Raw genomic sequence first — 20,343 nt, forward strand, 5'->3', positions numbered from 1 at the left:
GTTTGAATTTTAGGCATAGAAGTCTCTCTCTCATCCAGTTAATATAACGGCAGGAATTTATACACAATGGAAATCTCTTGAACGCCTTTCGATCTTTACACCGTAGTATTCTGATATTGTTTGGTGTAGTAGTCATTTCTATTGTCACTCTGGTGCACTTCAGTGTTTCTAAGATTGTTGCGGAACAAAGCCGCGCCCAACAACAATCCATTTCCCCTGCGATTACCCTGATTGGCGAACAATTACTCAAGCCGCTACATGTTTCTGAAACATTGGCTAAAGCAAAAGAACTCAAAGAATTAATGAAATATAAGGAAATTGATGAGCAAGCCGTTTTTACTATGCTAAAACGTCTTGAGCGGGAATTTTCCATGGCGTTTTTCTTCGCCAGCGACATTAGCCGCATGCAATACAATTCAAATGGCAGCAAATTAGTTTTGGATCCGGCAAAGGTAGACTGGTATTTCCGATACAAAGATTGGCAGCAAGATGCCATTGCCGATATCGGCCAATGGGAAGACCCTCACTTTTATATCGATTTAAAAGTATATGACGATAATGGTAATTTTTTAGGCTTTTTTGGCGTCAGTAAGAGTCTTGACAGCTTTGTAGAGATCTTTGACCAGTACAAAAGCCGCTACGGGTATGACTTTATCTTTGTCGATCAAGACGACAACATAGCGCTTTCATCGGATCCTGATTTGATCGTCGATGAAACTACCTTTAAAACGTTACAGAGTCTCGATTGGTATCAAAGTCTTGATGTCAGTAAGTTACCCGGCGGGTCACTAAACAATGCTTTGGTAACCATTGCCGGCAAAGACGTACTGGTTGCTGAGGTTGGGGTAGATCCCTTCGGTTGGACCATGTATTTACTGACACCACTGCAGGCCAGACAAACCGAAATCAGCCGCAGTTTCATTATCAGTGTGGTTACCTTGCTGGTTATTATCTTTGTACTGTTTTTGATGATTTATCACCTGCTTTACTATTTCAAACGAGATATGCAAAAGAATTTTCAGACTGATCCCCTCACACGTTTACCCAACCGTAACAAAGTAGAATTGCGCTATTCAGAAATGTTAGATGAAAAGCGTCATGTGGGTTTAGTCTTGATTGATATCGATCATTTCAAAAGCGTCAATGATAACTATGGACACAACGCCGGCGACGATGTGTTAAGGCAGATATCCAAGTTTCTACAATCTCACCTTCGTGACGGTGATGTCGTTGGACGCTGGGGTGGAGAAGAGTTTGTATTACTGTTGCCGGACACCACACCTGAACAAGCATTTGAAGTTGCGCAAAAATTATGTACTGGATTAGCCGGCATGACAGCATCGACTGGCTCAGTAAATTTGCAAGTAACCGCCAGCTTTGGAGTATCTCATACTGCTGTCGATAAACCTTTAACCGATGTGTTAGCTTATGCTGATGATGCGCTGTATCAAGCTAAACGAGATGGTCGTAACATGGTCAAAATGCAACTGAGTAAAGCCGCTTAGAAGTTGTTAGTTTTCTGTTTTAAGCGACTTTCAATCTAAATTTAACCACACCTGTGGTTAAACTCACCCCGAGTAAAATCAGCATGGCACCCACAAACATGAGCGGCGACACAGCTTCACTGAGAAATACCACGCCCCACAGCACGCCAAACACCGGTACCAAATAAGCGACTGTAATTGCTTTAGCTGCGCCAACATTAGCAATTAAGCGAAAGTATAAGATGTAAGCAAAGCCGGTGCAGAACACCCCCAATGCTATTACTTGCAACCAGGCATCATTGGACGGCATAGTGTCTGGCCAGAAATAAAGCGCAAAGGGCGCTAACGCCAAAGTGGCAAAAACTTGACTGCCCGTTGCGATAGCCAGAGTGTTCACCCCTGATAAAAACTGCTTGGTGTAGCAGGCTGCAATACCGTACGCGCAGGTTGACAACAGCGCCGCACCGACCGGCAGTAATGCGGTTGTCACCTCAACTCCGGTGCGCACCGAACTAATAACGGCCACACCACAGAAGCCCAGCAACAAACCAAAAACAGCCAAGCTGGATAAGTTTTCTTTCAACCATAAATACGCCACTATGGCACCAAACATTGGCGCGGTGGCATTTAAAATAGAAGCTAACCCTGCACCCAGCAGCACTGTGCTATAGCTGAATAAACAAAATGGAATGGCGGTATTTACCAGCCCAACAAATAATATTGGCCGCCAATGTTGTCTAACAATAGCGGTTTTACGACTAATAAGTAATAAGGGTAGTAAGCACAACGCGGCGATCCCTGTGCGCACAATTACCAAGCCAAATGCACCAAATTCAGGCGTGGCCGAGCGCATGAACAAAAACGATGCTCCCCAGACACTAGCCAGCAATACCAATTCGAAGATGTCTTGTAATCTCATTAGAGCAAGTTACCTTGTTGTTGAGCGTGTTCTAAGTTTAATAACCACGACTTTCGCGGTAATCCACCTGCATAGCCGGTGAGTTTGCCGTTGGCACCAATGACACGATGACAGGGAACCACAATCGATAATGGATTGCGCCCATTGGCTGCTCCAACGGCGCGAACCGCTTTAGGGTTATCCATTCGCTGAGCAATATCTGCATAACTGCAGGTGGTGCCATAGGGAATTTTCGCTAACATTTGCCACACCTTGTGTTGAAATGGTGTGCCTTGGGCCTGAAGCGGCAAGTCAAAGCAGGTCAATGCGCCGCCAAAATATGCCCGTAACTGACGACACGCTTCTTGGGTAATATCATTCTCTTGTTGCTGGCGATGGCTATCAACAAAATAGATAGACCGAATAGCAGTTTGGCTACTGCACACTTCCAACTCACCAATTGGTGTACCTATATATTGGTAATATAAAGCGTTTATTTCGCTCATGCCATACTCCAGAGTTGAAATGTCAAATAACTTCGCCAAGGTGCAGCTTGCTCATCGTTGAGGGCATTTTTAACTATCTGCTTTTTAACAACCAGGTCAGTATTAAGCCAAATATCGGGCTGAGATTGACCGCGCATCTGTGCATAAGCAACAGTCCAAGGGCCAACGCCTTTAATTCTTAACCATTGGGACAAATCTGACTGCTCATGATTATCTATCTGATAGCGGGCAAAATCACGCAATGTTTGCCGCCGCTTATCCGGCATTTTTAAAAAGTTTAAATCGGACTCTGCCACCGCTTGTGGCGAGGGGAAGTACAGCAGGCTATCAGCTTGAATACCCAACTTCTGCACTAACAATGAGACTAAGTTGATAGCTGCTTTGACTGAAATCTGCTGTCCAAGAATTGCCCTGCAACCCGCTTCAAATGGGCTCCAAACCCCTGGCAGCCTAATACCTTCGAGAAGATCCTCGGGCTTGATACCCGCTTGTAATAATCCTTGTCGAATCAAATCCGGATCGCAATCCAAGTCCAATACCCGCCGAATATGATAGACCACGGCCTTAATTTGACGTAAATCACTTATTTGTAATTCTACTAAGAAGCTGTTTTTTTGCGCCTCAAATATCGCGGTAAAATGCCCTTGTACGCCTTCTAAACTAAAGTTTTTGGCGTAGCTTCCCTGTGTGACTTCTTCCACACCGGGTATCGCTCGAATAGCTAAGAAATCTCGTAAATGTGGCCAGTGATAGGGTTGCCTAAAGGCTAGGCGAATAGAAAGCCGCTGTAAGTTGGTAGGTTTTATCCGGGTCAAATCACTATTATCACTTTTGCGAATTTGCGACGGGGTCAATTGCAAACTTGTTTTAAGGTTATCTTGCAAACGTCTAGCGCTGGAAAAACCACTTGCTTGCGCAACTTGTTCAATATTGAGTCCACTGTTATGCAACAAGTTTTTAGCAAATAACAACTGATCATAAAGGCGAAATTTCTTCGGTGCGATACCCAGTTTGCGAATGAATAGATCTCGTAGATACCTGTCACTGACACCTAATTTTTCGCATATTTGTATCACAGTCAACTCAGGAAAAGAGGTTAATAATGTGACGGCTCGTTCTACGGTAGTGTCAACCCCTTTCCACGCATAAGAGCCAGGCGCACTGTCTGGCCTGCAACGTAAGCAAGGTCGATAGCCGGCTTGAATCGCCAGAGGTGCCAACGAAAAATATTCCACATTTTGCTCTTTAGGCGCTGGGGCTGGGCAAATAGGTCGACAAAATATTCCGGTACTTTTCACCGCCACAAAAAACACTCCATCAAACCTGCTATCGCGGGCTTGTCGGGCTTGTTGGAATAATTGCGTATCCGTCATGTTGCATTCTTATGCTCTATTGAATAGCGATAGTCTACTCTGTCTTGAGCCTAAAAACGCGCGGAAAACGGAAGTGAATACTCGTAAATTCTTGGCGAAAAGTAGCCAAAAGCGGCTGAGTTGTTTACTATTCTGCAACCTATGAAAAAAATATTATCCAACTGGCTGTATTGCCTCACCTTTTTAAGTTGCTCGGGGATCGCTGCCAGTGACGAAACTTGGCTATATGATTTTGCAGCCAAGACTCAAGCGCAGGCCCAGAAACACAATATTCCCGGATACATCTTCGTCTTTGTACGCAAAGGTGAAACCGCCAAAGTGGTTAGCTTTGGTAGCACCGAAAAACGTGGCGAGCCGATTGATAGTGACACGGTTTTTCGTTTGGCGTCGGTATCCAAAACCTTCGCTGGTGTATTAATGGCAAAAATGGTTGAGCAAACCGATTTAAGCTGGCAAACACCTTTGTTAGAAATCGCCCCTGAATATGGCTTTAACCGCTTAGAGCCTAAGCCGATTACCCTAGCCCATCTCATGAGCCAATCCAGTGGCTACATGCCTAATTCCTACGATAATCTGATTGAAGCTAATTACTCTGTAAAGCGAGTGCTAGGGCAGTTAGCCAAATTAGAGCCATTGTGCGAGCCCGGCAAGTGTTACACTTATCAAAATGCGTTATTTGGTGTGTTGGAAGATTATTATCTCAATCAACATAGCAGTTATAGCGATGTGCTTAAAAGCCAAATAATCCAACCATTGCGGATGCCAAACGCCAGTACTGGTAAGCTGAATTTACAGAATTCTAAAAAATGGGCTAAACCCCATGTCGCCATCTCTCGTAGGAAGTGGCGGGAAACCAAAGTACAAGATGATTACTATCGTTTCACCCCAGCAGCAGGCGTAAACGCCAGTATCGCTGACATGGCAATCTGGATTAGAGCCATGTTGGGAGAATACCCAAATGTTGTCCCCCCCAGTGTGGTTGAAACCGTGACTACGCCACAAATCAAAACCACTAAAGAATTGCGACGAAGAGATTGGCGTACGTTTCTAAAAGATGCTCATTATGGAATGGGTTGGCGGATCTACGATTTCGACGGGCATAAATTGAATTATCATGGTGGCTGGGTTAAAGGCTATCGAGCGGATGTATCTTTCGCGCCAGATGAAGAAGTAGGTTATGCAATGTTAATGAATGCAGAATCAAATCTGATCAATGGTTTCACCGCGCAATTTTGGCAACAGTATTTCAATAATCATAATCAGCAACAGCTGACGGCGCAAAAAAACATTAAAAAGGGCGCTAAATAGCGCCCTTTTGGTTACATCTAGCCATAGCGATTTATTTGGAAGTTTTTAGGTAAGTATAGCCTTTCAGACAATCTTCATAAAAGTCAGTCCACTTCACCCCTTCACGAGGCTTCATATTGCCTTTAGCAATATTACTATCAATCAACTTCTTCACAGCTTGAGCCATAGAACTAGGATGATATTGCATAATGGACAGCACATCATTTACCGATGAACCTGTCACCACTTCTTCAATGTAGAAATCCAATGGGTCATCATCATGGCTAAAGATATGCACTTCATTTAAACGACCAAACAGGTTATGCATATCGCCCATCACGTCCTGATACGCGCCGGTAAGAAACATTCCTAAGAAGTATTCTTCACCTTTGTTGATTTTATTTATCGGCAATACGTCGGAAATACCTTTTTCCAAAACGAATTGATCAATTTTACCATCACTGTCACAGGTAATATCAACCAAAGAACAGTTCACCGTAGGGCGTTCATTCATTCGAGTTAATGGCACTATGGGTAAAACCTGATCGATTGCCCAAGTATCCGCAGCAGATTGGAATACCGAAAAGTTACACAAATACTGAGACGACAAGTCGTAGTCTAATTCACGCATATCTTCTGGCACAAACTCTGCCGTTTGCATAAGCACCTGCAAGCTTTCCATGATTTGCCAATATAATGTTTCTATCTTGGCTAATTCTTCCAGGCTAATAACCCGTAGCTTAAATGCTGAGATAGCCTGCTCTTTGTATTGCGCCGCATCATTGAAAATCTCTTGCAGATTTTCTTGCTTCTCAATGCTTTCAGTTAGATAACGCATGTTTTTAAGTAGAATATGCTCATCATCAACGACGCTAGTATCCATTTGTGAACTGTTGGAGCGGATCTCGCCAACAATTTCAGCAATAACACAACTATGGTGTGCAGTGATCGCTCGACCACTTTCACTAACTAAAGTCGGGTGAGGCACTTTTTCTAAGTCACAGACTTCTTTCATGCCAAACACAATATCGGCCACATATTCTTGAATATTGTAATTCATCGACGAATCGTTAGTCGATTTGCTGCCGTCATAGTCTATGCCCAGGCCGCCACCAACATCTACGTAATCAAGTTTAAAACCTAAATGATGCAGTTCGGCGTAAATCATTGCGCCTTCGTTGATGGCTTCTTTTACCGCACGGATATCGGTCAATTGGCTGCCAATATGAAAGTGCAATAATTTGAAACAGTGGCCCATGCCTTCGGCTTCGAGCAAACGAGCGGCATTAATAATTTCAGTAATGGTCAGTCCGAATTTAGCTTTATCGCCGCCGGATCCTTCCCATTTTCCTCTTCCTTTCACCGTCATTTTTGAACGCAGACCAATAAGCGGCTCTATGTCTAATTCTTTGGATAATCGAATTAGCATGGTCAGTTCGGAGAATTTTTCGATGACCACAATGATTTTGCGACCTAGCTTGCGTGCCAACAAAGACAAACGAATGAACTCTTCGTCTTTATATCCATTCAAAATAGTCAAGGCTTCGGGATCGGTATTATATGCCAACACGGTTAACAACTCGGCTTTTGAACCAGCTTCTAATCCATAGTTATAAGGCTGGCCAGCATCGACAATTTCTTCAACCACTTCACGCATCTGGTTAACTTTAACCGGATAAACCCCTCGATAACTGCCTTGATAGTCAGCATCTTTGATGGTTTTAATGAATGTTTCGTTTAGCAAGGCCACCTGAGAACGCAATATGTCGTGAAAACGCAGCACGATTGGAAACTGAATTCCTTCTTGCTGAATTTCATCAATCACATCTTTGATATCAATGCGCATCTTCTCATTGTTAACATCAGGCGTAACATGCAAATTCCCATTAGGGCCAATTTCAAAATAACCGCCACCCCAACGTTTGACGCCGTATAATTTTTCGGCATCGTCAATTGACCATGTATCGCTATTACTCATTCATATACTCCGGTGAGCGCATCCGATTGCTATTTAATTGAAAAGGGCAATTCTAAATGAATTGCCCTATTGAAATGTATTCTCTATTTGTAGCTATTATACTTGGCAGATGACAATAAAGTGTACCTTTTTTAACAGCCCTTTACTGGATCTTCAGGCGAATATTGAAATATATCGTCTAAATTAGTGTTAAATACATGGGCTATTTTAAAAGCCACTTCCAATGAAGGCGAATATTTGCCTTTTTCAATCGCCATTATGGTTTGCCGTGTAACACCAACCAAATCTGCCAATGCTTGTTGGGTCATCTCATCAGCAAAAAAGCGTTTCTCTTTGACCTTATTAATAATTGGTACAGCAGCCATCGCTAGTAACCTCTGCGATAGTAAAATATTTGACCAGAAAATCGAGCAACTTCCGACAATATAAACGTCAGCATTAAGATATGAGCCGTCAACATTGGGATCCCGAATGAATGCTCATTGCTGGCGATTTCGGGGTTGTACTCGGTCGCAATCATTCGAATTAGTGTTGCTAGCACGCCCACAACTAATACACTGTAGCCAATGCTATTACCGCGATATTCTATCAATTTATCTCGCTCGTCAGCGCCCATTTTAGCCGCTTTATAATTGGTTGCGGCTAACATAGAGTGAAACAGCGCCTCGACAATAATGATTAAAACCACGGTGTTAATCATTAAACCGACGATCGCAACTTTGCTTATTTCCAAGGGTACGCCTTGCAGTTCAAAGACACGATAAAAGTAGTTGCCAAAAATAGCCAAGGTGCTGATCAATGAGATCCAAGTGCTTTTTTCTTTAAATGACATGTCCATTTTGTGTCCTCCATGTGACAGAAAGACAAATGTATGCTCCAAATAACATCATGTCAAATATTATTAACATTATGTTATTAATTTATAACTATTATAGCGTGTATTACTCTGTGCCTATATCTTCATTCCATAATTCTGGCTGATTGATAATGAATTTTTCCATCATTGCTATGCAGGTGGGATCTTGTAATACTTTTATATTGACACCTCGGCGTCTGAGTAAATCTTCTTCACCAATAAAGGTTTGATTCTCACCTATCACTACCTTAGGTATTTCATACAATAAGATTGCCCCTGAACACATAGAACAAGGGGATAGCGTAGTGTACAAAGTGCATTCTCTGTATACATGAGCCGGTTGGCGACCGGCATTTTCGAAAGCGTCCATTTCACCATGTAAAATCGGACTACCGGATTGAACCCGTCGATTATGACCCCGTCCAATAATTTCATTTTGATAGACGATAACCGAACCTATGGGTATACCACCTTCATCTCGGCCTTTTGCTGCTTCGTCGATGGCTGCTTGCATAAAAATGTCCAAAATATCACTCCTTTTTTATTTGAAGGGTAACCGATGATGATTACTTATTTGTTACACCGCTGTGTACAGAATATCGCGCCTAGCTTATTACAGAATATATTCAGTGGTAGCAGCAAGGTGATTAAAGCAGACCATAACAAAAGTACCATAGCCAGGCAGTATGATACACCTAGCAGATAAGGATTTAATCGACAGAAATATCAAATAGCTCAGACTGGTTTGTTGTATTCAGCGTATATTGTGTAGTCGATTAAAATTAACCGAATGATATCCAACATCAGCACTCTCGAATAAATTAGCTTCTTGCTTAGCTACTTTTGATAGAATGGCCTGGTATAAACAAATTGAAGTGCGTGGACTCAAAAACCATTCATAATAAGAGGAGTGAAACAGTTAATTATGAAAATACTGGTAGATACCCATTCTCATACCATTGCAAGTACTCATGCCTACAGTAACGTTCATGATTACTTTGTGCAGGCAAAAGAGAAGGGCATGCAAATGTTTTCACTTACAGATCATGGGCCCGAAATGCCGGACTCTCCTCATCCATGGCATTTCGGCAACCGCCATGTGATCCCCAGAGTAATTGACAATGTAGCTTGTCTAAGAGGCATTGAAGCCAACATTATGCCCCCCGATGGCGGTTTAGATGTGCCCCAAGGCATGATGCCCTATCTCGATTTCATTATTGCCAGTTTCCACGAACCGGTAATTCCGCCTACCAGTCGGGCACAGCATACAAAAGCACTTATTAACACTATTCAAGCCGGTGAGTGCCAAATCATTGGGCATCCTGGCAACCCTAATTATCCCATTGATTTTGAACAAGTGATTATCGCCGCCAAAGATAACAATGTGTTATTGGAGATTAATAATAGTTCATTCACACACTCTCGTTTAGGCAGTGAGCCCCATTGTATCGAATTAATGGAGCTTATCGACAAGCTAGATTGGAAAGTGGTGTTCTCAAGTGACGCTCATATCGCTTACAATTTGGGCGAGTATGGCCAAAGTATTTCCCATGCTAAGCGAATTGGTTTTCCGTTAGAGCGAATTGTTAATCGCGACGCAGGTACATTTTTGGATTTTCTTGGCCAACACAATAAACCTGTGGTAAAAGAATTAGCTGAATGGCGCAGCAACCTAAGTGGGACAGCCTGAAGCTAGGCTCATTTAGCCTACCCAGCGCATTGCAACATTGCATCGCTGATAACTGGCTCCATATTTGGCCATAATGTCAGCATCGTGTACAAAGCCATTTTTTTCATACAAATGAATGGCTGCTTCGCACTTCTTGTTGGTTAACAAAAATAGGCAGTCCAGTGGCAAATTATTGGCCTGTTGTATAACGTACTGGAGTAAAATTTCGCCTACTTTGAGGCCTCTGGCATTTTCCAGCACGCCCATTTTAGTAAGCTCGTAAGCCCCTTCGCCTTTACTAAGCAACGCGCAAGCCCCAACTATGCCAAATTCTGGGTGTTGCGCAAACCAAATTTTACCACCTGGGTCTATGATAAATTTTTGCGGATCACGCAACACCTGTTTATCAACCTCTTCCAACACAAACATAGCTTCGATCCATTGCGTATTAATACTCTCAAAGAAGGCCGCACGTTGGGGGGTATAGTCAACAATCGAAATACGGTTTGGCTGCATAGTCGTGTCCTGCTCGGCATTGTAAAAGTGATGGGTACGGGCTAACAATGATTGCTCATCAAGGGCTTTTTCAAATTGTAAAAGGGATTGGTAAAACTGATTGTCGTAGGCTTCACATAGTTGTTTGGCTGCACTATCAACCGCTTTCCATATAGGCTTCATACGCGCAACTTGCTCTTTACCCAAGTCGGATAAAGCTATGACTTTTTTCCGTGAATCCACGCTGCTGGTTGTTAAACTGATGAGTTTTTTATTTTCAAGTTGACGGCAAAACTGGCTTAAAGCAGGTTGACTTAATCCTAAGTATTCTGATGCCTCCACCACACTCACCTGTTGCTTATTATCCAGCAGCGCCAACAAGGTGAACCACTTGGGTTGCACGTCCATAGCGTAATGCTGATAGACCAAACCAGCCTCCGCCAGCATGCGTTCACTTATGCGCTTCAAGCGACTGCCTAGCGCGAGTTCACCCAATTCATCCAAAAAGTCAGCTGTTATATTAAACCCTCAATCAACATAATCATTTATATAACTACTTATATATAAAATCAACATGTTAGACAAGTAGTTATATTTAGGCAGTATTTGCAACTGAGGGTTATTTTATCAGATAGTTCAAATTATAAAGGTGCTTACCATCGACTATTTCGATTTCCATGCTTCCGGATATACCAGTAAGTTGGTCTGTTCCTGAGTCAGGTATGATGCTAATCGTTAAGGCTTGGGCACCTTTATCCATTCTCCCAAAGTGCTGCAAAGCCACAGAGCCTTGTTTATTCGCTATTTTGCCAGTGAATACTTCTATCGCCACATAGCCAGCAGAGCCTTTTACACCGCTCATAAAGCTCAACATCTGCCCTTTGCTATTGCCATCCATTGGGCCTTGGTATTGTTTATCCAAGGTCATTCGCCCAACACTAAATTCGTTATCTTGTTGCGGTAACATGCTGACTTCAAAGCTACCTTTTATTGATTGCATGCTTGGCTCTCCTGAACGGGTTTGTACCATATCGTTGGCAGCAGCAAGTTCGTTACCCACTATAAGAATAAACATTGCGGCTAAGGTTTTTTTGAACATGATCATTAATCATCTGCGATGTATTACATTAGCATAGCACATACTGTATATAATTACAGATCTGAAAATGCGTTAAATGTACAAAATTAGTCCAACATCCCCAAGCGTTGTAACTGCTTCTCTACCTGACCTAAATGGCCTAACTTCAGCCAAAAAACTGCCCCTTGGCCGCCGGATACACCTTGGATTTCATCCCCTATTGGCGTGCGCAGCCAGCTATACTGGTTCAGGTTTTGCTGTTGCTCGATAAATTCACCTTGTAATACAAGCAGCTCGGCCCCCATTGGAGTTGATAGCTGAAATGACTGATTGGCCGCGAGTTTCACAACCTGAACCTGTTCATAATCACTAGCAAATAGGTTGCCCGTCTCGACGCCTAATTGCTCAGCATCAGCACTATATGATGCATCTCGAGTATTCATAACCAGTTGTATATTGTCGTCGGGTTCGAATTGCCACAACTTGACTAGAATGACGCATCCCTGCGCTGAACCTGGCTGATGTTTAGTATTGGGAGGATTGCGCACGTAAGTGCCGGCTGGATAGTCTCCAAACTCATCCTGAAAAATTCCTTCAAGGACCAGAAACTCTTCTCCACCTCTATGTACGTGAGGGGCGAACTGACTACCCGGTGCGTAACGCACTACACTAGTAGCACGTGCAACCTCGTCTCCAACTCGATCCAAAGGTCGCCTGTCAACTCCTTTAATAGGAGACGGTTGCCAAGGCTGCTGACTAGTGTGCACAATCACCCGCTGGCTAAAATTCGCATTAAGCTGCATTGTATTCTCGTATTGGTGTTTATCTTCAGCTGTTATGCCGCCTATAGGTCGCAAACTCAACCATTGATACTGAAATAAAACCAGTATCGGTTAAAAATAACACTAACTCTTAGTCAACACAAAAAGGCTGAGCCCCAACGCGTGGGTTACGGCCGGTTTGTATTTACCCAAAAAAGATCATATTTAACAATTTGTTAGAAAAAATGCTGACTATCTTAAACAGACATCCCCTAGCTTTAAAAGCCAATAACTAATTTTTTAGGTACATGAATTCATACCCTTGTATCGACCAAATTATATCCAAGTATTCAAAAATCCCGTCTAATGCGCTCCATCGAACGACACCAATTTAATTTAAATTTTGAGGAAATAACCATGTTGAAAATAGTTAAAACTTCTATCCTAATCGCTACTGCTTCTTTCATCTATACTGGTCAAGCGCAAGCTGACGTGAACGATGCATTACAAAATATCTGCACTATCGTACAAGCGGATGATAAGAGCGAATTACGTAAAAAAATGAAACTTGTTGAATCTGATTTCAGACTGAAATTGCAAGACTACTACACAGGTGTGTCTTGTGGTGGTGAGAGCTTGATCCGTACTGCATTTAAGAGCAACGCAGTTGAGTCTGGCACTTTGTTAGTCAAAAAAATGCCTAAGAGTCAGTTGAATGCACCTGAAGGTGATGGCAAGACTTTACGTGCTTGGGTTTCTGAGAATGGCTTCATGGATTCTCCTATCGCATCTGTGCTAAACGAGCGCATCTAAGCCAGACTAGACCTTCAAACAGTCTAAATACTCAATTTGTACTGAACGGCTCCATTGCGAGCCGTTTTTTTGTTTTGGATATGGTTAGTTAACATATTTCCAGTTGGGTTATCGCCACGTCAGACACGAACAAGTTTAAATTCATTCACATCCACAATCTAATCAGCAAACTTTTGCTAGCCCTCTTCAGGCATTAGGCTCTCCCGTTAAGCTTATTCAAACCCCGTTTTCCGGCTAGGACTTCGCATTGGTTACTCAGCAGCAGTTTGCATTCTTTCGTAACAGATGTCCGAACAATACCGTACTGATAGGCTTCAGGTTATGTCATATAAACCCGTCCAAGAAATTGGCCGCACCCTCGGTAGATCAGTTTCGAATGCAAACTAACAATCCTCATCCATCTCTATCACCTCCCTATAAAAAACTGAAAATATACCAATCAATAGCAGAGTCATTAGTCGATTATTTTTCAAAAACAGGCCGGTTAAATAATAATCAAACCATATTATTCTATATCACTACTGCTCTTATACTATTGTCTAATACCAAGATTTATCTCTATAAAAACTTTATATAGAACAATTTGTTAGAAAAAATGCTGACTATCTTAAACAGACATCCCCTAGCTTTAAAAGCCAATAACTAATTTTTTAGGTACATGAATTCATACCCTTGTATCGACCAAATTATATCCAAGTATTCAAAAATCCCGTCTAATGCGCTCCATCGAACGACACCAATTTAATTTAAATTTTGAGGAAATAACCATGTTGAAAATAGTTAAAACTTCTATCCTAATCGCTACTGCTTCTTTCATCTATACTGGTCAAGCGCAAGCTGACGTGAACGATGCATTACAAAATATCTGCACTATCGTACAAGCGGATGATAAGAGCGAATTACGTAAAAAAATGAAACTTGTTGAATCTGATTTCAGACTGAAATTGCAAGACTACTACACAGGTGTGTCTTGTGGTGGTGAGAGCTTGATCCGTACTGCATTTAAGAGCAACGCAGTTGAGTCTGGCACTTTGTTAGTCAAAAAAATGCCTAAGAGTCAGTTGAATGCACCTGAAGGTGATGGCAAGACTTTACGTGCTTGGGTTTCTGAGAATGGCTTCATGGATTCTCCTATCGCATCTGTGCTAAACGAGCGCATCTAAGCCAGACTAGACCTTCAAACAGTCTAAATACTCAATTTGTACTGAACGGCTCCATTGCGAGCCGTTTTTTTGTCTGCAATACTGTCGGTTAACATATTAACGGACGCCCCCCATGGAAAAATACGACACCAACCGATTCGAACGTGAATGGATCACGTTGCAAAATCAATACGACAGCTACGAAAAATATTCAATGCTAATCAAGTTGTTTAGTGTCGCGGTATGTAGCCTACTCGTCTTCCATCAAAAATTAGATTTAATCATTAGTGCTTTATGCACCTTACTATGGATGCTAGATGCTATTTGGAAGACCTTCCAACATCGAATTTCGCAACGTCTGCTAATTATCGAGGCCGGTCTTGCAGGGTCGCGAATTCAAAGCCCAATGCAATACAATACCGCTTGGTTAGCGAATCGCCCGAATGCATTTGGTTTAACTGCCGATTACCTTAAAAGCGGTTTATCGCCTACCATTTTGGGGCCTCATTTAATAATCATTGCCATAACGCTGTTTGTCAGTCTGTCCGTTTGAGCGGTATGACTAACCAGCAGTTACAAAGGCTATAGATTAACCGTTGTATGAGATACCACGACAATGGCTATCGCAGGGTAAGAAATATTGAGTGAGACAAAAAACTGGAGCGCTTAGCGCTCCAGTTCGAATGGTAAGATTTAGTCTTGATTTAAATAAATGTCGCGATAGGATGCAAACATTGATGTAAAAACCAACGGTACTACTACTAATAAACCAAGTAGTAACGGAATGGCACCAAGTATGTAGAGTACAAACATAATAATACCGTAGATTAAAAACGGGATCATATTCTTCAAACAGCCGCTAAAACTCTCTTTCATCGCTGTAACTACTGGCATGTTTTGTAAAACAATCAAGGCAGGAGCAAACCATGCAGCCATCACTAAGGGTAGCATTAACGCTATCGCAATTAGGAAAGACAAGAAAAAGCCGGTTCCAATCTCTGGCATGCCGCTAGGATCACCAGAAGAGGTTAGCAAACTGAAATAGGTAGAGCCCATGGTTAATAGCATAATAACCACCGACACCACGGCTACAATAACGGACAATAATACCAAGCTTCCAAACTTATACGTAAACCCAGCGAAAAGATATTTTACGTCGAATGGTTTACCCTCAGACGCGGCCTGACAACCCAACATCAACCCGCCTAGCCAAACGTAAGTAAGGAACATGCTGGCAATGGGACCAACCAATGGGATGAAATTAAACACCAGCATGATTAAAAAGCCCACAATCATGGTCACTATCCACATACCGACATCTTGTTTAAAAAGACTAAAGCCTTTTGAAATCCACTCTAACCCGGCGCCAGCGCCAACATTTTTCGGGCCAGTGTAAGCAAATAGGGCGTTTGTCTCTGTGGTAGCAGTAAGATCGGCTTCGGGTGCTTGATAAGGACTATTTTCGTTGTTTTCCATAGTTAGTTACTCCTTGTTATGAAGAGCATTAGATTAGTCCATATGATTAAAAAAAAACAGCACTTAAATACCAATTAATATAACTAAATCAAAGATTAAGCCCCCCACAAAAATTATGTCTCTGCATCCTACAAGCTATTCAGCGAAATTGATATTCCCATGCGACTGCAAATGGATCGCCAATGTAACATTTGTACATAGTGTGAAAATCTTACTTGAATAAATCTTCAGATACATGCAAAAAAATATTTTTACCATCAATTTCAATGAGTTAATTTATGGCATCAGTATTGCTGTAATGATTAGTGAATAGCAACATAAGTAATATCAGTGCTGCTCACACGGAGCCTGATGTCTTTTAGCAAGTAAAAAGGAGTTAGATTATGAGTAACGCAAACACCACTCAACCTACAAATGTTAAGTCATCGACAACAGCCAATACAGCTGGTCAGTCTCAGACACCCATTGCAGAAAAGTTGAAAGACTCTTTGCACAATACAGTAGACAAATTTGCAGATAGTGCAGAATCAGCTGAAAAAGCCATTCGTAGCGGAGCGACCCATTCTGCCGAAACGCTTACTGAGAAACAACAGCAAATTCAGGCCAGTTGGGAAGCATCTTCAATCCGTAAGTATGCTATTGAAAATCCAGTTGCCACAGCTGGCATGGTATTTCTTGCCGGTGCACTTTTCGGTAAAATTATACGCCGCTAAGGGATGAGGCTAAATTATGCAAGCACAGCAGGACACTAATAAACCAGATGAACAAACCACATCTACGCTAGAGGAGCTAAAACATTTAGCGCCTCTAGCTGAGGAGTGGTTGTTATCGCTACGTAGGCAATACGCCGCGGGTAAGGACGTTGTAGGAGCAGAGTGGAGTTTGACCAAGCGCTCACTGGGAATGTCCTTGCTGCTGGGCTTACTGTTATGCGCTGTGCTGTCAACCACCTTTGTGCTGGTCAATGTAGCCATTGGTGTGGGGTTATACACTCTTGGAGTCCATCTCGCTTTAGTGTTTCTAGCCTTATTTTGTTTAGACGTAGTCGCAGTTATGATTTGTTGGAAGGTTCTCAAACGAGTTTGTCAGCAGATCACCATGAACCGCGCGCTACAATTATTTATGCAAAGCAGTAAAGAAATAGGTTTGGAGGATGAAAATGATTGATTGGTTGGAAGAAAAGTTAATTGGTCATCACAAAACAATCATGCTGCAACGCAGCGGCCAGTATCAGGTCGACCGCTTTGTAGCAGCCAAACGTGGCGAAGCCTTGAAACTTCAGAGAGATTTAGTTCTCAAACGCCCAGCTGTGCTGGCAACATTGTTTGGTTTAGGCGTATCCAAAGAAGCCTTTGCTGATAAGGATGACAAGCAATGTTCTAGCTCTTCAATGAGTCTAACCCAGATGATCTTAATGGCTGTCAGGTTTATGTAGTCTCTACCCAACCCGCTACCTCCGACTTAGACTAAGCCCAAATGGTATCATTTGGGCTTTTTTGTAAAATCAAAAGGGTCAGATTAACTTGACCAAGCTTAAGCAAATTCAGTAATTAATTATGCTAGGTTAATTTGACGGATAATTGCCCGCCCTCGAGAATATGCAGCTAGCTAGTTAATTGGGTTTGAATTGATAATCTCATTAATAAGCTATATTCGGGATATTTGAATGACCACTAAATTTGTTGGGCTGGCTTACCTTAAATAGTGATCAAAAACCGGCTATGAAGCCGGTTGATGATTACATCATTCATTGCACGCAGCCTTAAACCATTTGCTTCTAGTAAATTAATACCATCGGAGCTAGTGGTGCCCCCATTTTATACCCTCACAAAACATTGAGTCAGGTCTCATTTACGTCCGAGTAGAAAAAATAAACTTTCTCCGGCCACCGTCTGATTATCATATTGATGTGGCTACGCTAGCCTGTACTTTTAGCTCTAACTGCTAATGTTAACAAACCTATTGAAATTGCCAGAAAATAATAGGGTACGCCTGCCTCCCAACTTAGTTGGCTATTAACGCCAAAAAAATCTACATACAATGCGCTTTGAATTGGTCCTATGTACCAAAGTGCAGGGTAAAGCACTTCAAACATTCGTTTTATTCCAGTAAAAGTGCCACAAAAATAAGCAAGTGATACTGTAAATAAAATGGCGATAATCAATTGAACAAGTAACAACCACTGCGCACTTCCGCTAAAACGGAGCACACTGCCGATACTTGCTAAGGCTAATAAAATCCACGCTGCGCTATAGCTGGCCAAGCTTTGTAAAATTGGAGATTGCTTACTATAAATAATTAACTCTTTAGTATTAGACTGTTTTTCTAATTGACCTAATTGTGAAATTACTAAAACACACCACAACCATGAAATGGGTAAAAATAGACTGATAAGTAAATTCTGACTGATAAACAATTGAATAATGTTTAACCCCAGCAGACCAATAAACCAATACGCTGAGCGGCCTTTAAGAATTAATTTTAATTCTAATCGTAGTAAACGAGTAAAAGCAAAATGCTTGGTTAATGCAACAAAATAGGTATCAAGTAGGCTATCGACTTTAGTTTTTAATGGAAAAGTTAACCATAAAGTACGTTTATTTTCAGGAACAGCGTTTTTGCTAAAACGATCAAAAAATATAAACGCTAGCACTAAACAACTTAGACAAATAAAAAGTAAAGGTAATGCTCCCTGCAGGTGCATCATTGTTGGCTCTATCCCTTGCCACACAAAAGTATTTATTTCATTTGTTTCATTACTGATGCTCACACCTATATTGGTGCCACCTTGGTTCAATGGGAAACGTTCTGCAACTTCCTCTTCCAAATGTTCGAGTATTGCTCCCACCCCAGTAACACTTTCGATGGTTTGAACTATGGAGCCAATCCACAAGAAAAAATAAACAACGTTACCTAATCCCCCTTTGAGCCACGTTATTGATTCAAACATTAATGCAATAGCAGCAATTGCTAACAGCAAAGGCAATACGAAAACTAATTGTGGCCAAACTAACGCCCAAAGATCTATTTGATAACTTTCGCCATAGTAAAATTGAATCAAAATACTACTTAATAACATCACCAACACAATAGAAACCAAAATAACGACACTAGTACACCATTTTGCAAACAAAAAAATCAGCTTGCTAATAGGCGTTGCAGCGATGAGTTCACTGGTCATTGACTGTCGGTCTAATTCAAGGGCATTTTTTACGAGATAAAAACAGATAAGCGGTAAAAATAAAACGTTTAACATGGCTAAACATACACCAATCCAAGCGCTATTATAGATGCCACGATAACCATTAATCACCAGTGTTTGATAATGGGCATCGGGTGAAGGAAAAAAAAGTAAGGTTAATACTGACATTGCCAGAAGTGTTACTACAAAACTTTGCTGGCGCGTTCTTTGTTTAAAATCAGCGATAATGCATTGCCAAACTTGACTCATTAGCTTGCCCTCTCAAAGTCCGTTTGAGGTTGCAAGGTGCTAGTAAAATACAGATAAGCATCTTCTAATGATGGTGCTCTCAACACCGCTCTTGCATCGGGACAATCATTAGCAACAATATTTAGTTCAACCATAGTTTCTTTACGCACACTATGGCTAACAATAAATTTATGCTGAATATGTTTAAGTTCACTAATATTGGCGGTTAGTTTCCAGCATTTATTAGATATTTTATCTTGCAGTGCACGTGGTGATCCTGATTGAATTAAATGCCCTGAATGCATAATAACAATGCGGTCTGCAATGGATTCAACATCAGCCACTATATGAGTTGAGAATAGTATGCATCGTTCACCTGCCAACTCGGTTAATAACTGGCGAAAATTAGTACGCTCTTGTGGGTCAAGACCCACCGTTGGTTCATCAATAATAAGTCACTTGGGATCATTTAGTAAAGCCTGCGCAATGCCAATACGCTGCTTCATACCGCCAGAATAACCTTTAAGTGCCATATGTGCAGCGTGGGTTAGATTGAGTTTGTTCAGTAAGTCTTCTATTTTCTGATCCGCAGCTGATTTATCTAATCCTTTTAAGCTAGCGATGTATTGCAAAAATTCGATGCCTGATAACTGATCATATACCCCAAAATATTGTGGCAAGTAACCCAGTTCTTCCCTCAATATTTGCGCTGATTTAACAATATCTTGCCCTTGCCAGAGGATGTTGCCTTGAGTGGGTTTTGTTATTGTTGCGAGAATACGCATCAGGCTAGATTTTCCTGCACCATTTGGACCTAATAAACCCAAAATTCCCGGCTCAACTTGCATCGACAGAGCTTTGATTGCAAATTTAGAATTTTTTCCACTTTGATATTGATGGCTTAGTGATTGAATATCCAACAACGTTGTACTTCCCTTATAATTCAAGATGATATTACAAAGCAAATATGACGCCACAATAAAACCATTTAAATTCAGATAGTTAAAATTTTATTAGCTGAAGTATTTACAGATAGTGCTGAATTTAACTAACTAATGGTGAAATCCATAAAGGATTTAAACAAGATATTCATTTAG

The 20,343-nt window shown here is 41.6% G+C and carries 23 protein-coding genes; 9 read left to right on the forward strand and 14 right to left on the reverse strand.

Annotated elements, in window-relative coordinates:
* The first annotated feature begins 77 nt into the window (after window positions 1-77).
* Complete coding sequence (locus QR722_RS18125; RefSeq protein WP_286284388.1) at window positions 78-1,505, forward strand: sensor domain-containing diguanylate cyclase; 1,428 nt, start codon at window positions 78-80, stop codon at window positions 1,503-1,505.
* Window positions 1,506-1,524: 19 nt separating this feature from the next.
* On the opposite strand, the gene QR722_RS18130 is transcribed toward QR722_RS18125, so the two are convergent.
* From QR722_RS18130 to QR722_RS18140, 3 genes are read right to left on the reverse strand one after another with little or no spacing between them, the layout of a single operon-like run.
* On the reverse strand, window positions 1,525-2,403 hold the full coding sequence (locus QR722_RS18130; RefSeq protein WP_286284389.1) for a DMT family transporter: 879 nt from the start codon (window positions 2,401-2,403) through the stop codon (window positions 1,525-1,527).
* Window positions 2,403-2,888, reverse strand: coding sequence for a methylated-DNA--[protein]-cysteine S-methyltransferase (locus QR722_RS18135; protein ID WP_286284391.1), 486 nt, complete (start codon window positions 2,886-2,888; stop codon window positions 2,403-2,405). Before QR722_RS18135 ends, QR722_RS18130 begins: the two co-directional genes overlap by 1 nt.
* On the reverse strand, window positions 2,885-4,261 hold the full coding sequence (locus QR722_RS18140) for a DNA-3-methyladenine glycosylase 2 family protein (RefSeq protein ID WP_286284393.1): 1,377 nt from the start codon (window positions 4,259-4,261) through the stop codon (window positions 2,885-2,887). Before QR722_RS18140 ends, QR722_RS18135 begins: the two co-directional genes overlap by 4 nt.
* A gap of 141 nt (window positions 4,262-4,402) precedes the next feature.
* Between QR722_RS18140 and QR722_RS18145 the strand changes: the two genes are divergently transcribed.
* Window positions 4,403-5,569 (forward strand): serine hydrolase domain-containing protein, encoded by a 1,167-nt coding sequence (locus tag QR722_RS18145; protein WP_286284394.1) that lies wholly within the window; start codon window positions 4,403-4,405, stop codon window positions 5,567-5,569.
* 31 nt (window positions 5,570-5,600) lie between these two features.
* On the opposite strand, the gene speA is transcribed toward QR722_RS18145, so the two are convergent.
* The 4 genes from speA to QR722_RS18165 all read right to left on the reverse strand — a co-directional run bounded on the left by speA (window position 5,601) and on the right by QR722_RS18165 (window position 8,908).
* Window positions 5,601-7,526, reverse strand: coding sequence for a biosynthetic arginine decarboxylase (gene speA, locus QR722_RS18150; protein WP_286284395.1), 1,926 nt, complete (start codon window positions 7,524-7,526; stop codon window positions 5,601-5,603).
* 131 nt (window positions 7,527-7,657) lie between these two features.
* A complete protein-coding gene (locus QR722_RS18155) occupies window positions 7,658-7,891 on the reverse strand; it encodes a helix-turn-helix transcriptional regulator (RefSeq protein ID WP_286284396.1) in 234 nt (77 codons plus the stop codon).
* A 2-nt stretch (window positions 7,892-7,893) separates the two neighbouring features.
* Window positions 7,894-8,358: a hypothetical protein gene (locus QR722_RS18160; protein ID WP_286284397.1), complete on the reverse strand. Its 465-nt coding sequence runs from the start codon at window positions 8,356-8,358 to the stop codon at window positions 7,894-7,896.
* A 109-nt stretch (window positions 8,359-8,467) separates the two neighbouring features.
* Entirely contained in the window at window positions 8,468-8,908 is a 441-nt protein-coding gene (locus tag QR722_RS18165) for a nucleoside deaminase (protein WP_286284398.1), read from the reverse strand.
* Window positions 8,909-9,307: 399 nt separating this feature from the next.
* Between QR722_RS18165 and QR722_RS18170 the strand changes: the two genes are divergently transcribed.
* The gene (locus QR722_RS18170; protein WP_286284399.1) at window positions 9,308-10,072 is read left to right on the forward strand and encodes a phosphatase; all 765 of its coding nucleotides are present in this window, start codon (window positions 9,308-9,310) and stop codon (window positions 10,070-10,072) included.
* Between the two features lie 12 nt (window positions 10,073-10,084).
* Here the strand turns inward: QR722_RS18170 and QR722_RS18175 are convergent, their stop codons facing one another.
* The 3 genes from QR722_RS18175 to QR722_RS18185 all read right to left on the reverse strand — a co-directional run bounded on the left by QR722_RS18175 (window position 10,085) and on the right by QR722_RS18185 (window position 12,427).
* A complete protein-coding gene (locus tag QR722_RS18175; RefSeq protein WP_286284400.1) occupies window positions 10,085-11,050 on the reverse strand; it encodes a bifunctional helix-turn-helix transcriptional regulator/GNAT family N-acetyltransferase in 966 nt (321 codons plus the stop codon).
* Window positions 11,051-11,165: 115 nt separating this feature from the next.
* Complete coding sequence (locus QR722_RS18180; RefSeq protein WP_286284401.1) at window positions 11,166-11,651, reverse strand: DUF3224 domain-containing protein; 486 nt, start codon at window positions 11,649-11,651, stop codon at window positions 11,166-11,168.
* Window positions 11,652-11,731: 80 nt separating this feature from the next.
* On the reverse strand, window positions 11,732-12,427 hold the full coding sequence (locus QR722_RS18185; protein ID WP_286284402.1) for a cupin domain-containing protein: 696 nt from the start codon (window positions 12,425-12,427) through the stop codon (window positions 11,732-11,734).
* Window positions 12,428-12,802: 375 nt separating this feature from the next.
* Between QR722_RS18185 and QR722_RS18190 the strand changes: the two genes are divergently transcribed.
* The 3 genes from QR722_RS18190 (at window position 12,803) to QR722_RS18200 (ending at window position 14,893) form a co-directional block, all read left to right on the forward strand.
* Window positions 12,803-13,198 carry a DUF3718 domain-containing protein gene (locus tag QR722_RS18190; RefSeq protein WP_286284403.1) on the forward strand — a complete coding sequence of 132 codons (396 nt, stop codon included), beginning with the start codon at window positions 12,803-12,805 and terminating at the stop codon, window positions 13,196-13,198.
* Between the two features lie 767 nt (window positions 13,199-13,965).
* Window positions 13,966-14,361, forward strand: a complete 396-nt coding sequence (locus QR722_RS18195; protein ID WP_286284403.1) for a DUF3718 domain-containing protein — start codon at window positions 13,966-13,968, stop codon at window positions 14,359-14,361.
* 112 nt (window positions 14,362-14,473) lie between these two features.
* Complete coding sequence (locus QR722_RS18200; RefSeq protein ID WP_286284404.1) at window positions 14,474-14,893, forward strand: hypothetical protein; 420 nt, start codon at window positions 14,474-14,476, stop codon at window positions 14,891-14,893.
* A gap of 140 nt (window positions 14,894-15,033) precedes the next feature.
* Here QR722_RS18200 and QR722_RS18205 read toward each other — a convergent pair whose 3' ends face one another.
* Window positions 15,034-15,816 (reverse strand): BPSS1780 family membrane protein, encoded by a 783-nt coding sequence (locus QR722_RS18205; protein ID WP_286284405.1) that lies wholly within the window; start codon window positions 15,814-15,816, stop codon window positions 15,034-15,036.
* Between the two features lie 383 nt (window positions 15,817-16,199).
* Between QR722_RS18205 and QR722_RS18210 the strand changes: the two genes are divergently transcribed.
* Genes QR722_RS18210 through QR722_RS18220 form a run of 3 tightly spaced genes read left to right on the forward strand, consistent with a single transcriptional unit; the run spans window position 16,200 to window position 17,251 of the window.
* Complete coding sequence (locus QR722_RS18210) at window positions 16,200-16,529, forward strand: DUF883 domain-containing protein (protein WP_286284406.1); 330 nt, start codon at window positions 16,200-16,202, stop codon at window positions 16,527-16,529.
* A 16-nt stretch (window positions 16,530-16,545) separates the two neighbouring features.
* Window positions 16,546-16,983 (forward strand): hypothetical protein, encoded by a 438-nt coding sequence (locus QR722_RS18215; RefSeq protein WP_286284407.1) that lies wholly within the window; start codon window positions 16,546-16,548, stop codon window positions 16,981-16,983.
* Window positions 16,976-17,251 (forward strand): hypothetical protein, encoded by a 276-nt coding sequence (locus tag QR722_RS18220; RefSeq protein ID WP_286284408.1) that lies wholly within the window; start codon window positions 16,976-16,978, stop codon window positions 17,249-17,251. Before QR722_RS18215 ends, QR722_RS18220 begins: the two co-directional genes overlap by 8 nt.
* A 483-nt stretch (window positions 17,252-17,734) precedes the next feature.
* On the opposite strand, the gene QR722_RS18225 is transcribed toward QR722_RS18220, so the two are convergent.
* The 3 genes from QR722_RS18225 to QR722_RS18235 are packed head-to-tail and all read right to left on the reverse strand — an operon-like array spanning window position 17,735 to window position 20,169.
* Window positions 17,735-19,267 carry a hypothetical protein gene (locus QR722_RS18225; protein WP_286284409.1) on the reverse strand — a complete coding sequence of 511 codons (1,533 nt, stop codon included), beginning with the start codon at window positions 19,265-19,267 and terminating at the stop codon, window positions 17,735-17,737.
* Window positions 19,267-19,680: a hypothetical protein gene (locus tag QR722_RS18230; RefSeq protein ID WP_286284410.1), complete on the reverse strand. Its 414-nt coding sequence runs from the start codon at window positions 19,678-19,680 to the stop codon at window positions 19,267-19,269. Before QR722_RS18230 ends, QR722_RS18225 begins: the two co-directional genes overlap by 1 nt.
* Window positions 19,681-19,701: 21 nt before the next feature.
* Window positions 19,702-20,169 (reverse strand): ATP-binding cassette domain-containing protein, encoded by a 468-nt coding sequence (locus QR722_RS18235; RefSeq protein WP_286284411.1) that lies wholly within the window; start codon window positions 20,167-20,169, stop codon window positions 19,702-19,704.
* Window positions 20,170-20,343 lie beyond the last annotated feature (174 nt).

Source organism: Aliiglaciecola sp. LCG003 (assembly GCF_030316135.1).
Lineage (GTDB): Bacteria > Pseudomonadota > Gammaproteobacteria > Enterobacterales > Alteromonadaceae > Aliiglaciecola.

What these genes read in the sequence shown, in the direction of transcription:
- QR722_RS18130 (WP_286284389.1), bottom strand. Translation starts at nt 2,403, where the DNA reads ATGAGATTACAAGACATCTTCGAATTGGTATTGCTGGCTAGTGTCTGG.
- QR722_RS18135 (WP_286284391.1), bottom strand. Translation starts at nt 2,888, where the DNA reads ATGAGCGAAATAAACGCTTTATATTACCAATATATAGGTACACCAATT.
- QR722_RS18140 (WP_286284393.1), bottom strand. Translation starts at nt 4,261, where the DNA reads ATGACGGATACGCAATTATTCCAACAAGCCCGACAAGCCCGCGATAGC.
- QR722_RS18145 (WP_286284394.1), top strand. Translation starts at nt 4,403, where the DNA reads ATGAAAAAAATATTATCCAACTGGCTGTATTGCCTCACCTTTTTAAGT.
- speA (WP_286284395.1), bottom strand. Translation starts at nt 7,526, where the DNA reads ATGAGTAATAGCGATACATGGTCAATTGACGATGCCGAAAAATTATAC.
- QR722_RS18155 (WP_286284396.1), bottom strand. Translation starts at nt 7,891, where the DNA reads ATGGCTGCTGTACCAATTATTAATAAGGTCAAAGAGAAACGCTTTTTT.
- QR722_RS18160 (WP_286284397.1), bottom strand. Translation starts at nt 8,358, where the DNA reads ATGTCATTTAAAGAAAAAAGCACTTGGATCTCATTGATCAGCACCTTG.
- QR722_RS18170 (WP_286284399.1), top strand. Translation starts at nt 9,308, where the DNA reads ATGAAAATACTGGTAGATACCCATTCTCATACCATTGCAAGTACTCAT.
- QR722_RS18180 (WP_286284401.1), bottom strand. Translation starts at nt 11,651, where the DNA reads ATGATCATGTTCAAAAAAACCTTAGCCGCAATGTTTATTCTTATAGTG.
- QR722_RS18185 (WP_286284402.1), bottom strand. Translation starts at nt 12,427, where the DNA reads ATGCAGCTTAATGCGAATTTTAGCCAGCGGGTGATTGTGCACACTAGT.
- QR722_RS18190 (WP_286284403.1), top strand. Translation starts at nt 12,803, where the DNA reads ATGTTGAAAATAGTTAAAACTTCTATCCTAATCGCTACTGCTTCTTTC.
- QR722_RS18195 (WP_286284403.1), top strand. Translation starts at nt 13,966, where the DNA reads ATGTTGAAAATAGTTAAAACTTCTATCCTAATCGCTACTGCTTCTTTC.
- QR722_RS18200 (WP_286284404.1), top strand. Translation starts at nt 14,474, where the DNA reads ATGGAAAAATACGACACCAACCGATTCGAACGTGAATGGATCACGTTG.
- QR722_RS18205 (WP_286284405.1), bottom strand. Translation starts at nt 15,816, where the DNA reads ATGGAAAACAACGAAAATAGTCCTTATCAAGCACCCGAAGCCGATCTT.
- QR722_RS18210 (WP_286284406.1), top strand. Translation starts at nt 16,200, where the DNA reads ATGAGTAACGCAAACACCACTCAACCTACAAATGTTAAGTCATCGACA.
- QR722_RS18215 (WP_286284407.1), top strand. Translation starts at nt 16,546, where the DNA reads ATGCAAGCACAGCAGGACACTAATAAACCAGATGAACAAACCACATCT.
- QR722_RS18220 (WP_286284408.1), top strand. Translation starts at nt 16,976, where the DNA reads ATGATTGATTGGTTGGAAGAAAAGTTAATTGGTCATCACAAAACAATC.
- QR722_RS18225 (WP_286284409.1), bottom strand. Translation starts at nt 19,267, where the DNA reads ATGAGTCAAGTTTGGCAATGCATTATCGCTGATTTTAAACAAAGAACG.